The 13,005-nt window shown below is 62.4% G+C and carries 15 protein-coding genes and 2 tRNA genes; 2 read left to right on the top strand and 15 right to left on the bottom strand.

What is annotated here, in order from left to right; all coding sequences use genetic code 11:
• Positions 1-10: 10 nt before the first annotated feature.
• Positions 11-97: transfer RNA gene (locus SAJA_RS10815), tRNA-Leu, on the bottom strand.
• Between the two features lie 350 nt (positions 98-447).
• Positions 448-2,094, bottom strand: coding sequence for an acetolactate synthase large subunit (locus SAJA_RS10810; RefSeq protein WP_123658683.1), 1,647 nt, complete (start codon positions 2,092-2,094; stop codon positions 448-450).
• Between the two features lie 139 nt (positions 2,095-2,233).
• Here SAJA_RS10810 and gloA point away from each other — a divergent pair, with 139 nt between their 5' ends.
• Both gloA and SAJA_RS10800 read left to right on the top strand, forming a co-directional pair.
• Entirely contained in the window at positions 2,234-2,755 is a 522-nt protein-coding gene (gene gloA, locus SAJA_RS10805; protein WP_123658682.1) for a lactoylglutathione lyase, read from the top strand.
• Between the two features lie 86 nt (positions 2,756-2,841).
• Positions 2,842-2,917 (top strand) — tRNA-Lys (locus tag SAJA_RS10800).
• 66 nt (positions 2,918-2,983) lie between these two features.
• On the opposite strand, the gene queC is transcribed toward SAJA_RS10800, so the two are convergent.
• The 13 genes from queC to SAJA_RS10735 all read right to left on the bottom strand — a co-directional run bounded on the left by queC (position 2,984) and on the right by SAJA_RS10735 (position 12,987).
• The gene (queC, locus tag SAJA_RS10795) at positions 2,984-3,670 is read right to left on the bottom strand and encodes a 7-cyano-7-deazaguanine synthase QueC (protein WP_123658681.1); all 687 of its coding nucleotides are present in this window, start codon (positions 3,668-3,670) and stop codon (positions 2,984-2,986) included.
• A gap of 49 nt (positions 3,671-3,719) precedes the next feature.
• Positions 3,720-4,352 carry a 7-carboxy-7-deazaguanine synthase QueE gene (queE, locus tag SAJA_RS10790; RefSeq protein WP_342777550.1) on the bottom strand — a complete coding sequence of 211 codons (633 nt, stop codon included), beginning with the start codon at positions 4,350-4,352 and terminating at the stop codon, positions 3,720-3,722.
• A gap of 84 nt (positions 4,353-4,436) precedes the next feature.
• On the bottom strand, positions 4,437-5,156 hold the full coding sequence (gene ybgF / locus SAJA_RS10785) for a tol-pal system protein YbgF (protein WP_184999852.1): 720 nt from the start codon (positions 5,154-5,156) through the stop codon (positions 4,437-4,439).
• A gap of 11 nt (positions 5,157-5,167) precedes the next feature.
• Positions 5,168-5,752, bottom strand: a complete 585-nt coding sequence (gene pal / locus SAJA_RS10780) for a peptidoglycan-associated lipoprotein Pal (protein ID WP_123658679.1) — start codon at positions 5,750-5,752, stop codon at positions 5,168-5,170.
• A 69-nt stretch (positions 5,753-5,821) separates the two neighbouring features.
• Positions 5,822-7,135 carry a Tol-Pal system beta propeller repeat protein TolB gene (gene tolB, locus SAJA_RS10775; protein WP_123658678.1) on the bottom strand — a complete coding sequence of 438 codons (1,314 nt, stop codon included), beginning with the start codon at positions 7,133-7,135 and terminating at the stop codon, positions 5,822-5,824.
• Entirely contained in the window at positions 7,132-8,397 is a 1,266-nt protein-coding gene (tolA, locus tag SAJA_RS10770) for a cell envelope integrity protein TolA (RefSeq protein ID WP_245963302.1), read from the bottom strand. Before tolA ends, tolB begins: the two co-directional genes overlap by 4 nt.
• On the bottom strand, positions 8,397-8,852 hold the full coding sequence (tolR, locus tag SAJA_RS10765) for a protein TolR (RefSeq protein WP_123658677.1): 456 nt from the start codon (positions 8,850-8,852) through the stop codon (positions 8,397-8,399). Before tolR ends, tolA begins: the two co-directional genes overlap by 1 nt.
• Before the next feature lie 9 nt (positions 8,853-8,861).
• The gene (gene tolQ / locus SAJA_RS10760) at positions 8,862-9,617 is read right to left on the bottom strand and encodes a protein TolQ (protein WP_123658676.1); all 756 of its coding nucleotides are present in this window, start codon (positions 9,615-9,617) and stop codon (positions 8,862-8,864) included.
• Positions 9,618-10,007: a tol-pal system-associated acyl-CoA thioesterase gene (ybgC, locus tag SAJA_RS10755; RefSeq protein ID WP_342777548.1), complete on the bottom strand. Its 390-nt coding sequence runs from the start codon at positions 10,005-10,007 to the stop codon at positions 9,618-9,620.
• Complete coding sequence (gene ruvB, locus SAJA_RS10750) at positions 10,000-11,079, bottom strand: Holliday junction branch migration DNA helicase RuvB (protein ID WP_184999851.1); 1,080 nt, start codon at positions 11,077-11,079, stop codon at positions 10,000-10,002. The genes ybgC and ruvB overlap by 8 nt, the downstream gene beginning before the upstream one ends.
• 4 nt (positions 11,080-11,083) lie before the next feature.
• Positions 11,084-11,698, bottom strand: a complete 615-nt coding sequence (gene ruvA, locus SAJA_RS10745; protein ID WP_123658674.1) for a Holliday junction branch migration protein RuvA — start codon at positions 11,696-11,698, stop codon at positions 11,084-11,086.
• Positions 11,695-12,207: a crossover junction endodeoxyribonuclease RuvC gene (ruvC, locus tag SAJA_RS10740; protein ID WP_123658729.1), complete on the bottom strand. Its 513-nt coding sequence runs from the start codon at positions 12,205-12,207 to the stop codon at positions 11,695-11,697. Before ruvC ends, ruvA begins: the two co-directional genes overlap by 4 nt.
• Positions 12,208-12,234: 27 nt before the next feature.
• On the bottom strand, positions 12,235-12,987 hold the full coding sequence (locus SAJA_RS10735; RefSeq protein ID WP_123658673.1) for a YebC/PmpR family DNA-binding transcriptional regulator: 753 nt from the start codon (positions 12,985-12,987) through the stop codon (positions 12,235-12,237).
• Positions 12,988-13,005: the final 18 nt, after the last annotated feature.

The following is a 13,005-nucleotide window of genomic DNA, read 5'->3' as shown; positions in this document are numbered from 1 at the left end:
TTTCGAGATCTGGTGCCGCCGGAGGGACTTGAACCCCCACGGCCTCGCGGCCACTAGGACCTAAACCTAGCGTGTCTACCCATTCCACCACGGCGGCTTCGAGCGCGCATGATACGGCATTGAGTGCATCAAGCCCAGCGCGCAGGCTCGCCGTGGGTTCGCGCTAGGGCGTGTCGTCATAAGATAAGGCGGCGCACCGCCGGCCAAGCCACGGCAAGACAAGGCATCGCGCGTGCAGCGTGGTCATTCCACGTAAGCGAGCCCCCAAAAATCGACTATGGCGCCGTAGTGCCGCGGCTTGGCCACCGGCCCCTACGGGGTTGCTCGCGCCGAACGCGCCATGCCGCGTTACGGACCTTGACCGTGACCGGCCACGCTCGGCGGCCCGCGCCTTGCCTGACACGCCCGGCGCGAGCAATGCGACGCGATATCTTATGACGACACGCCCTAGCCGTTCAATACATCGGCCGGCACATGGTGTTCGACGTCCAGCTCTGTATTGGCGCTGTAGTCGATCACGCAATCCACCAGCACCACGCCGCCCAGCTGATAGGCCTGTTCGAGCACCTCGGACAGGTTGTTATCCGCGGTGTGGCGCAAGCCCTTGGCCCCGTAGGCCTCGGCATAGGCCACGAAATCCGGATTGCCGAAATCCATGCCGAAATCCGGGAAGTCATCACCGGCCTGTTTCCAGCGAATGAAGCCATACCCGTCGTCGCGGATCAGCAGAATCACGAGATCGAGGCCCAGCCGTACCGCGGTTTCCATGTCCTGGCTGTTCATCATGAAACCACCGTCGCCACAGATGGCCATGACGCGCTGCTGTGGGTGCACCATCTTGGCGGCCATGGCCGCAGCCAGGCCGGCGCCCATGCTGGCCAGGGCGTTATCCAGCAATACCGTGTTGTTGGCATAGGCCGGATACATACGGGCAAACCATATCTTATAGATGCCGTTATCCAGGCTGATGATGTCTTCGCGCCCCATCACGCCGCGCACCTGTTCGACGATTCGTTGCGGCTTGGGCGGAAAACTGTATTCGGACTCCGACACATGGAGTTTTTCCGCCACATAGTCGTGGAGCCGTGTCATCCGCGGGTCGTCGAAACGCACATCGTGCAACCGCTGCGACAAGGCCTTGAGCGTATTGGAGATATCGCCGATGACCTCGTGCGCCGGGCTGTAGTATTCGTCCGGATCGGCCGGCACGAAATCGATATGCACGATGTCTTTGTCCTTCTCGCCGTTCCAGACCGACGGCGGATACTCGACCACGTCATAGCCCACGGTCAGCACAAGATCGGCCTCGTCGATCGCCGTGTGCACATAGTCGTGCTTGTGGATGCCCATGGCGAATAGGCTCTGCGGGTGATCGTCGGCGATCACGCCCTTGCCCATCTGGGTGCCGATGGCATATAGCCCGGTAGCTTCACACAGCGCGGAGAGCTGAGTGGTGACCCGTTTTCGATTGGCCCCGGCCGAGTAGACGATCACGGGCTGGCGTGCGTTGCGAATCATCTCGGCCGCGCGATCCAGCGCCCGCTCATCGGCGTTGGGCCGGCGCAGCGTAAGCCGACGCTGTGGCACACTCGGCTCGATCGTCTCGCCGGCGATATCCTCCGGCAACTCGATATGGACGGCCCCGGGCCGCTCGGCCTCCGCGGTCTTGAACGCGTGGCGGATACTGCGGGGAATGACGCCGCTGTCGGCCAACGACATGTTCCACTTCGTCACCGGCCGAAACGTATCGACGATGTCGATGAGCTGAAACTTGCCCTGTCGATTATCACGCAGCGCTTTCTGGCCGGTGATTGCCAATAGCGGCATGCCACCCAGCTGGGCATAGGCAACGCCGGTCATCAAATTGGTGGCCCCGGGGCCAAGTGTGGACAGACATACGCCGGCCCGCCCCGTCAGGCGGCCATAGGTGGCCGCCATAAACGCAGCGTGCTGCTCGTGGCGTGTGACCACCAGCTGGATGCTGCTGGTGCGCATCGACTCGATGAGGTCAAGGTTCTCCTCCCCCGGCACACCGAAGACATACTCCACGCCCTCTTCTTCCAGACACTTAACGAACAGATCGGCAGCTTTCACGGATGATCATCCTGCTTGGGTCGTAGTACCGAGCCAGTGTAGGCCCTGTTGGCGTCGGGTACGAGCACCGTAGCGGTTTGTCACGATCGATGCATGAGGCATCATAGGGTCACGTTTCGACGCACCAGGCAGATCAAACATGGCTTTCAATACAGAAGACGCGCCCGGCGTGCATGCCGAGCAGCCAGAACAGACAGGCGGTTTCGTGTTCAACCACACGATGATTCGCGTGGTCGATCCCGAGAAATCCCTGGCCTTCTATACCAAGGTCTTCGGCATGCGCCTGCTACGCCAGAAAGAAAACCCGGACGCCCAGTTCACGCTGTATTTCTTGGCACGTACTGACGGTTATGACGTACCCGCCGACGAAGCAGAGCGCGCCAAGTTCATGAGCCGTATCCCGGCCGTGCTGGAGCTGACCCACAACTGGGGCACGGAAAAAGACCCGAACGCCTCCTACCACAACGGCAACGACGAGCCACAGGGCTTCGGCCATATCTGCTTCACCGTGCCCGATCTGGCTGCGGCCTGTCAGTGGATGGACGACAACGCCGTCACCTTCCAGAAACGTCCTGAAGACGGTCGCATGAGCAACATCGCCTTCGTAAAAGACCCGGACGGCTACTGGATCGAGCTGGTCGAACACTCGGGTAACGGCTGATACCGGAAGATGCGTAGCCCGCGTCGAAAAAATCGGCGCGCGGTCTGGTAATTCCCTGTGAATCCGGTATTATACGCGATCTCTCGGGGTCGTTAGCTCAGTTGGTAGAGCAGTTGACTTTTAATCAATTGGTCGCAGGTTCGAATCCTGCACGACCCACCAGACAAGAAAAAGCCGGCTTCGTGCCGGCTTTTTTGTGCGCGCGATCCGGCCATCCGTGGTTTATGACTAACCGATATAGCGCGTCGGGTCCGGTACGCCGGCCTCGGCAAAACCGGCTGCGCGCAGACGACAGGCATCGCATACGCCACAGGCGCGGCCGTGCTCATCGGCCTGATAACAGCTTATGGTCTGGCTGTAGTCGACACCGAGTTCATGCCCGCGACGAATGATCTCGGCCTTGGTTCGATGCATGAGCGGCGCCCGGATCTCGATCGGCCGACCTTCGACGCCGGTCTTTGTCGCCAGACGGCCGAGTGATTCGAACGCCTCGATAAACTCGGGCCGACAGTCCGGGTAGCCGGAATAATCCACGGCGTTAACACCGATATAGATCGAGCCGGCCTCGAGTATCTCGGCCCACCCGAGCGCCACCGAGAGGAACAGCGTATTCCGGGCCGGCACGTAGGTGCTCGGAATGCCCTGGCCCGGTGTTTCGGGCACGGCGATCGAGGCATCGGTCAACGCCGAGCCGCCCATGCCATCGAAATCGATGGTCACGACCTTGTGCTCGACCACACCAGCGCTAGCGGCGATTGATCGCGCCGCGCTGAGCTCCGCAGTATGTCGCTGGCCGTAGTCAAAGCTGACGGCATAGAGAGCATGACCGGCGGCTTTGGCCTCGGCAAGGCATGTTGTTGAATCCAGCCCACCGGACAACAGAACGACCGCGGCTTTATCGGTTGGTTGCGACACACTCACCTTGCTTGCTGGGTGTTTTTAGATCCGTTGTTACGCGGTGGCGCTAATAGCCTGGCGCATCGCCCCACAACAGCTTGTGTAGCTGCATTTGAAACTTGACGGGCAGCCGGTCGGCGACAATCCAGTCGGCCAATCCCCGCGCCGTGATCTCGCCGGCAGAGGGCGAAAACCAGACCGTACAGCCGGCTGGCACGTCGATCTCGCCAAGCCGTGCCCGGGCCCACTCATAGTCAGCCCGAGAACAGATCACGAACTTGAGCTGATCGTGGCCGGTCAGCACCTCGATATTGTCCCACCGATTCCGCGTGGCTTCACCCGAGGCCGGCGTTTTGATATCCACCACGCGTGAGGCGCGAGTATCGACCGGGCGGATATCCAGCGCACCGGCGGTTTCCACCGATACCGCATACCCCGCATCGCACAGACGGGCAATCAGTGGCACGGCGTTCGGCTGGGCCAACGGCTCGCCGCCGGTGACACATACGTGATGCGCGCCAAATGCTTTGATCTGCTCGATGATGGCATCGATCTTCTGCCACTCCCCGCCTTGAAAGGCATAGGCCGTATCACAGTAGTGACACCGCAGCGGGCAGCCGGTCAGCCGTACGAACGTACAGACACGCCCGGCATCGTTGGCCTCCCCCTGGAGCGAACAGAAAATTTCGGTGATACGCAGGGCATCGATTCGCTCGGCCCATCGGCTGTCGCTGATCCCGTCTAACCGACGAGCGCTCGCGCGATCCATGACGTCAGACACGAGCTAGCCGTTATCGCCGGACAGCTGGGACTTCGCCTGGTTAGCGGCATCGCTGTCGGGGTATTGGGAAATGACGCGCTCAAACGTGGCCTGTGCATTGTCGTCGTTGCCGCTGGACGCCTGAATCAGCCCGATCTTGTACAACGAATCTGCCACCTTGGGCGATGCCGAAAACCGATTAACCACGGTCTCGAACGATTGCCGGGCCGCATCCGGTTTCTGCTGTACGTAATAGGCCTCGCCCATCCAGTACCACGCATTGGGCGTCAACGCGGTTTCGGGATGTTCAGCCACGAACGCTTTGAAGGCATCGATGGCCGCGGGGTAATCCCCGTCCTTGAGCTTGTTAAAGCCGGCCATATAGGCCGACTGCACGGCCGGATCGACCGGGCCGGTCTGGCCGCCGGCACCCCTGGGCGCGCCATCCGAGGAAGAACCCGCTCTACCGGCCGCCCCGGATTCGAGCTTGGCCAAGCGCTTGTCGATATCCTGGTAGAGGTCTCGCTGGCCCTGTTTTTGCTGATCCAGCTGATACTGCAGCGTATCGACCTGCCCGTTCAGATTTCGGACCTGTTGCTGCAGTTGTTGTATCTGCTGATACAGCGCGAACAGATTAGGACCGGTATTGTTCTGGGCAAGCTGCATCGTCGGGGCCGCCTGAGCGGCGCCCAACGGTGCGACCAACGCTGCCGCGACCAACGTATTGCGAATGGTTGCGCGCATGGGGGCGATCATTAGTTATTGGTGTAGATGAAGTCGACGCGACGGTTCTTGTTCAAGGACTCTGCGTCCTGGCCCAGAACAGCCGGGCGTTCTTCGCCGTAGGAGATAGTCGTGACCTGACCGGCACTGGCCCCGGAAAGCACGACGGCCTGCTTGACAGAATCGGCACGACGCTCGCCCAGGGCGACATTGTATTCACGGGTGCCGCGTTCGTCCGTGTTGCCTTCCAAGCGCAGGTTTACGTTCGGGTGGTTGGCCAGATACTGGCCGTGCGCCTGAATTGCTTGGGAAAAGCGCGACGGGATGGCGCTGCTGTCGAGATCGAAATAGACCGTGCGCGTCGACAGCGGGTTGTTCGGGTCGGTGAACAGATGACGATCCTCGGCCGGAATCCCCTCAAGGCCACGCACATCGATATCCCGGCCCGAACCCATGCCCTGGCCCTGACCTTGATCGTTCATGCCCGCCTGCGGCATGCCCGGCGCGTCGCCGCGTACGTTCTTGTTACCGCCACAGGCGGTGAGTGACAAGGCTGCGGCGACCAGCGTGGCGGCCAGCAGTACCTGACGCCGACTACCGAAAGAAATATGACCCATGAGAAGCTCCTTTGATTTGTTCATGCCGACGAATCGGAATGGTTTTGTTGGTGGAAAATTTGAAACGGATCAATAGCCCAGCGGGCCCCAGGCCGGCTCGCGCACTTCACCGGCCTGCGAGAGCGTGGATTTGGCGTTGCCATCCAGCGATACCAGCGACAGCGCGTTACGCCCACTCTGGCGGGCATAGAGCACGGCCTGCCCGTTCGGGGCAAAGGCCGGACTGTCGTCCTGTGGCCCATCGCTCACGATACGTACATTATTGGTCTCGAGATCCATCACGGCAATACGAAAGCCGTTGCCGCTCTTCTGTACATAAGTGATCGACTTGCCATCCGGGGCGAAATCGGCGCGTTGATTGCTGCTGCCGTCATAAGTCAGACGCTGGATACCACCGCCTTCGGCGTTCATTCGATACAGCTGCGGCTGCCCGCCACGATCCGAGGTGAACACGATCTCGCGGCCGTTCGGCGACCAGGACGGCTCGGTGTCGATCGCCCCACTGCGCGTGAGCTGTCGTGTCTGGCCGGTCGCCAGGTTGTAGACGAACAGATCGGTATCCCCGTCGGCGGATTTTGCGAACGCGATCTCCTGACCGTTCGGTGACCATGCCGGTGCGCCGTTGACGCCATGGCCGGCCGAAATCGTGCGTGCCTGCCCGCTGGACAGGTTCTGGATACGCACGCTGCTCGTGCCCTTGTAGACATCGAAGGCGACATACGCGATTCGATCACCGCTGGGTGACCAGGCCGGCGACATCACCGGGTCCTTCGAGGAATAGATCGTCGAGGGCTGGCTGCCGTCGTAATCGGCGACCACCAAGCGGAAGGTGCGGTTATTGGCGGTGTTGCCAGTGACCGTCACATAAGCGATGTTCGACAGGAAATAACCTTTCTTGCCAACGAAACGCTCGTAGATCAGGTTGGCGATCGTATGCCCGGCATCGCGCAGCTGGTTGCCGCCGGCATTGATCTGAAAGCTCGTGACCGCCTGCTGGCGTGCGACATCCACCAGATAGAACGTGATGCGATAGCCGCCGGCCGCATTACGCGCCGCCGAGCCAATCACCAGGTTGTCCACGCCCTGCGCCGCCCAGCTCTGATAGTTGACGTCCTCCGGCGTGGCCGGCGACTCGGTCATGTTGGCACGGTCAAAGGTTCGGAACAGGCCGGTCGAGGCCAGATCACGACTGGCGATATCTGAAATATCGACCGGCAGACGCTGGCCGTTGGCCTTGAACGGCGCGATCGCGATCGGAATCGCCTGGTCCGAGCTCTGGGTGATATCGACCTCAAGCGCAGCTTGGGCCGGTAGCGCCATACACGCCGCCACCGCGATCAGACAAAAGCGTGCGAGCCAGGATGTTCGTTTGGTTTTGATCATGAGTCCGGCCTGAACGTGAATTCGATATCCGATTGGAAGAGATTACCTGATGGCGGTGATGGCAAGGGATCCGACTTGTAGATCGCCTGCTCGACCGAGCGATCCAGTGCCGGGCCGCCACAGGAGCTGACCACACGCACGTTGGCCACCTGACCGCCCGGCAGTTGTTTGACGTGTACCTTGCAGGTTACATCCGTTGCCCCGGGCGGGCGGATCCAGTTGGCCTCGACCTTGTTACGAATGGCTTGGATATAGCCGGCCAGCGCACGCTGGTCCGCGGCCGCCTGGCGCCCGGCAGATTCCTCTGCCATGGCTTTCTCCAGCTGTGACTGGGCCGCGGCCTTGCGGGCTGCCTCTTCCCGGGCCCGGCGCGCGGCCTCGGCTTCTGCCTTGGCTTTCGCCTGGGCCTCTGCCTTAGCCTTGGCGGCGGCTTCTGCTTTTGCCTTGGCTTTTGCTTCTGCCTGGGCTTTGGCTTTGGCCTCGGCCTGTTCGCGCGCCTTACGTTCGGCCTCTGCTTTTTCCCGCGCCGCTTTTTCAGCCTGCTCTTTTTCTTTTTGCGCCGCTGCTTCAGCGGCCGCCTGGCGTTTGGCTTGGGCCTGTTTCTGGGCCTTTGCCTTGGCTTCGGCCGCTTCCGCGGCGCGCTCTTTTTCAGCTTTCGCTTCTGCCTGTTCGGCCTTGGCTTTTTCCTGGGCTTCTGCCTGGGCTTTTTCTTTAGCCGCTTTTTCCTTGGCCGCCCGGGCTTTTTCTTGCTCGGCCTTGGCCTCTTGCCTGGCCTCGGCCTCTCGTTCCTGTTTTGCCTCGGCTTGGCGCTTCTGGCGAGCCTTCTCGGCCGCCTCACGTTTTGCCTCAGCCTGCGCTTTTTCCTGCGCGCGGGCTTTGTCAGCTGCTGCCTGCTCGGCGCGTTCGCGCTTGGCGGCTTCGGCCTGTGCCTGACGCTCGGCGCGCTGGGCCTCTGCCTCTGCTTGCTCGCGCTTGGCCTGTTGTTGCTTGGCGGCTTCGGTCGGTGCGCTAGCCGGCGGCGTACTGGGTTCGGGCTGGCTTGTCGGCGGTGTGGACTCGGCGTTGTTTTGTGCCGCCATGGCATCGATGTCTTCCGAGGACATCACGCTGGCCTCGACGATCGACTCGCCCTGGTTGCCCCGACTGGCCGGCTGCAGAAAATCCAGGCTGAACAACAGACCCGCCGCCAGTGCGCCGTGCACGAGCACGGCCAGCAGTACCGCTCGCCAGTGTTCGCCGATCTTTTCGAGCAGATCCAGCATCAACGTGACCCGTTATCCGAGGCATCGACGTTGTCCGTGATCAGGCCGACCTTTTCGGCCCCGGCCTGTTGCAGCATGACCATGCCACGCACCACATCGGCGTAGTTACCCTGCCCGTCGCCGCGAACCGCCACCGGCGCCTCGGGCCGGGCGGCGATGACCTGGCCCACGATCGTGATGATGCGATCCGCCGATAGCGGCTCATCCGGCGATGGGCCTACGTTAAGCGAATAGTCCCCGTCGGCGGTCACGGTCAACACGACCGGCTTGTCCTCGGCCATATCCAGCACCTGGGCCGGCGCCTTGGGCAGATCCACGTTGACCCCGGTGGTCAGCAGCGGTGCGGTCACCATGAAAATGATGAGCAACACCAGCATGACGTCGATATAGGGCACGACATTGATTTCGCTGGCCAAGCGTCGACGGCCCTGGCGTTTTCTCGAACGGCTTCCCATGGCGCCCCCTTACAGTTCGGGCGCGGTACGGGCCGGCTCGGCGGGTTCGCTGGCCTGTTTGTCGCGCGATTTGGGCATCGGGTTGGCCGATTGGACGCCACGTTCGACGATGCCGGCCATTTCGTCCATGAACGTATCGAAGCGGTTATCGATGAAATCCAGGCGATTGCTGAAATAGTTGTAGCCGACCACGGCCGGGATGGCGGCGAACAGCCCCATGGCCGTCGCAATCAAGGCCTCGGCGATGCCGGGGGCGACCATCGCCAGGCTGGCCTGCTGTACGTTGCCCAGGCCGATGAAGGCGCTCATGATACCCCACACTGTGCCAAACAGGCCCACGTACGGGCTGATCGAGCCCACAGTGGCCAGAAACGCCAGGCCCGCTTCGAGTTTTTCGAACTCGCGCGAGTCGGCCACGCGCATGGCGCGCTGGACCGAGGGCACGATTTCGGCCCGTGCCGTGTCGCCGGCATCCCGGCGTCGCTTGAGCTCATCGTAGCCGGCGATGAATAACGCGGGCATGCCTTCCGGCGTGTTGTGATGCCGATGCACGTCCTCGTAGATATCACGCACGTTGCCGCCGGACCAGAACCGGTCCTCGAACCGGTTCATTTCCTTGACCACGCGCTTGATACGCCGCTGTTTGGCGAATATCACCGCCCAGGACACAACCGACGCCAGCAGCAACAGCAACATGACGGCCTTGACCAGCGTACTGGCCTGCATCACGAGCCCCCACAGGCTCATGTCAGCAGCAAGATTCATCTAGCGCTCCTCGGTCATCACAAGTGGCAGGCGTGCCGGCCTGAAGGTCGTGATATTGACACAGGCAACCGTGAATTCGCCCTGAATCAGACAGCTATTATCACGCCATATCTCTTGTTTAAAGACCATGCGCACGCGCCCGGGTTCCAAAGCCGTGGTCACGACGACAAGACGATCGTCCAGCCGCGCCGGCCGTTTGAAGGCCAGCCGCAGATCGGCCAGGGTGAAAACGATCTTATGATCGCGCGCCAGGCCCATATGATCGAGCCCGCGAGCTTCCAGCCACTCGGTGCGAGCCCGCTCGAAGTATTTCAGGTAATTGGCGTGATAGACCACGCCGGTGGCGTCGGTGTCCTCGTAATAGACACGTAGCGGGTAGCGATCACTCACTTCGGTCGTCGTCGCCCACGAACAGATCCGGCGCATCGACCTGACCCGGCGCGGGCGTCGTCAGGCCGTAATAACGATAAGTCAGCGGCATGGCCATGCGCCCGCGCGGCGTGCGCATCATGAAGCCCTGTTGGATGAGATACGGCTCGATGACGTCTTCGATCGTCTCGCGGGCCTCGCCGATCGCTGCGGCCAGGCTTTCGACACCCACCGGGCCGCCCTCGAACTTGTGGATGAGCGCTTCGAGCAGCTTGCGATCCATCATGTCGAAGCCGTTGTCGTCCACGCGCAGCATATCCATGGCCCGGGCGGCGACCTGGCCGGCGATGCGGCCATCGGCACGCACTTCGGCATAGTCACGCACCCGGCGCAGCAGCCGATTGGCCACGCGCGGCGTCCCTCGGGCACGGCGCGCGATTTCGTCGGCACCGGCGGCCTCGATTTCGATACCCAGAATGCCCGCCGAGCGGGTCACGATCGAGGCCAGATCGGCCTGGGAATAGAATTCCAGGCGCTGAACGATGCCGAACCGATCCCGCAGTGGCGAGGTCAGCGCCCCGGCGCGCGTGGTGGCCCCCACCAATGTGAAAGCCGGCAGATCGAGCTTGATCGAACGGGCGGCCGGGCCTTCACCGATGACGATATCGATCTGGTAATCCTCGAGCGCGGGATAGAGCACCTCCTCGACGACGGGCGACAAGCGATGGATCTCGTCGATGAACAGTACGTCGTTGGCCTCGAGATTGGTCAACAGCGCGGCCAGGTCGCCGGGGCGCTCCAGTACCGGGCCCGAGGTCTGGCGAAACCCCACGTTCATCTCGTTGGCGATGACCTGCGCCATGGTGGTCTTGCCCAGCCCCGGCGGGCCGAAGATCAGGACATGATCGAGCGCTTCGGCACGATTGCGTGCCGCGGAGACGAAGATATCGAGCTGCTCACAGACCTCGGGCTGGCCCACATAGTCAGCCAGCCGCGTAGGCCGCAGTGCGCGATCGAAACGTCCCTCTTCGGGGCGGGCCGCGCCGGCAATCAGTCGTTCGCCTTCGTCAATGCCGTCGGAGGGGGTGCTCATCGGCTCAACGGACCGCGCGCTTGAGCGCTTCGCGAATCAGGGTTTCGCTGTCCTCGGTCTCGCTGGACAGGCCGCGCAGCAGCCGATCGGCCTCGGCGGGCTTGTAGCCCAGAGCCACGAGCGCCTGGCGCGCAACGCCGGTGGCATCTGCGGATGTTCCGTCGCCGCCCGCCGTCGCCTGTGTACTGGCCGTGCCCAGCGTGGGCGCGATCGCTGTACCCGAAAGCTTGTCCCGCATCTCGATGATCAGGCGCGCCGCCGTTTTCTTGCCCACGCCGGGCAGACCCGTCAGGCGGGCCGCGTCGTCTGCCTCGATGGTGGCCACAAAATCCGCCACGCTCATGCCCGAAAGTATCGTCAGAGCCAGTTTGGCACCTATACCCGAGACCTTGATCAGCTCGCGAAAAAGCTGTCGTTCCTGCTCGGTGGCAAAGCCATACAGCAGCATGGCGTCTTCGCGCACGACCATCTGCGTCAGCAGCGTGATCTCGCCCTGAGTGCTGGACAGGCCGAAACAGGTCGACATGGGGGCCTCGACCTCATAGCCCACACCGGCCACCTCGATAACCAGACGTGGCGGCTGTTTTTCGATCAGCTGACCGCGAAGACGCCCGATCATGCGCGTGCCCTGCTGCGCTGTGTGCCCTGCTGAAGACGCCCGGCCGTATGGGCGGTATGGGCATGACAGAGTGCCACGGCGGCCGCATCTGCGGCATCGGCCTGTAATTTGCCCGGCACGGCGAGCAGCATGGCCACCATGTGCTGGATCTGTGTCTTGTCGGCGCTGCCGCGTCCGACCACGGCCTGTTTGATCTGCGAGGGCGTGTATTCGGCCACCGGCAGGCCGGCCGCCGCGCCGGCACAGATCGCCGCGCCGCGTGCCTGGCCGAGCTTGAGCGCCGATGCCGCGTTACGCGATACGAACACGTTCTCGATCGCCATTTCATCCGGCTGCCATTCGGCGATCACGGCCGTGAGCCGCTCGAAGATCAGGCCCAGCCGGGTCGGGAAATCGGTCTTGGGCAGGCGCAGACAGTCGATGACACACTGTGCCGGGCGAGCGCCGCCGTCGACCACGGCAAAGCCCATGATCGTGGAGCCCGGATCAATACCCAGAATACGCGGCACGGTGACAGAGCGCGGGTTCGACACGCGTTATGCCGCCTCGTTTTCGGACAACGTGGCTTCATCGAACTCGACGTTGGTATAGACATCCTGTACGTCGTCGAGGTCCTCGAGCGCATCGATGAGTTTCAAGCAGGTCTGGGCCGCCTCGCCCGACAACTCGACGGTGGTCGCCGGACGCATGGTCACGTCACCCTGGGCAGGCTCGTAGCCCGCCTCTTCGACCGCGCGACGCACCTCGGGATAATCGTCCGGGGCGGTCAGCACCTCGAAAGAGCCGTCTTCATACTCGACCAGATCTTCCGCACCGGCTTCCAGTGCCGGGGCCAACACATGTTCATCATCGACCTCGGGCGAGAACAACAGAATCCCCTTGCGATCGAACAGATAGGCCACCGAGCCATCCGCGCCCATGTTGCCGCCGTTACGCGAGAAGACATAGCGGATTTCAGAGACCGTGCGATTACGGTTGTCCGTCATGCAGTCGACCATGATGGCCGCGCCCTGCGGGCCATAGCCTTCGTAGCGGATCTCTTCGTAGTTGTCGGCCCCGTCCTCGCCCGCGCCGCGCTTGGCTGCACGCTCGATGTTGTCCTTGGGCATGTTGGCAGCCAGGGCCTTGTCCCAGGCCAGGCGCAAACGCGGATTATCGTTAGGGTCCGAGCCGCCCATGCGGGCCGCGACCGTGATCTCACGAATCAGGCGCGTGAACACCTTGGCGCGTTTCTTGTCCTGGGCCTTTTTCCGGTGCTGGATATTGGCCCATTTGCTATGCCCTGCCATAACTGCCTCATGTTCCAA

Origin of the sequence: Salinisphaera japonica YTM-1 (assembly GCF_003788585.1) — a bacterium.
Classification (GTDB): Bacteria; Pseudomonadota; Gammaproteobacteria; order Nevskiales; family Salinisphaeraceae; genus Salinisphaera; species Salinisphaera japonica.
Note: the sequence above shows the minus strand (reverse complement) of the source record. Positions and strands in the feature narration are given on the sequence as shown.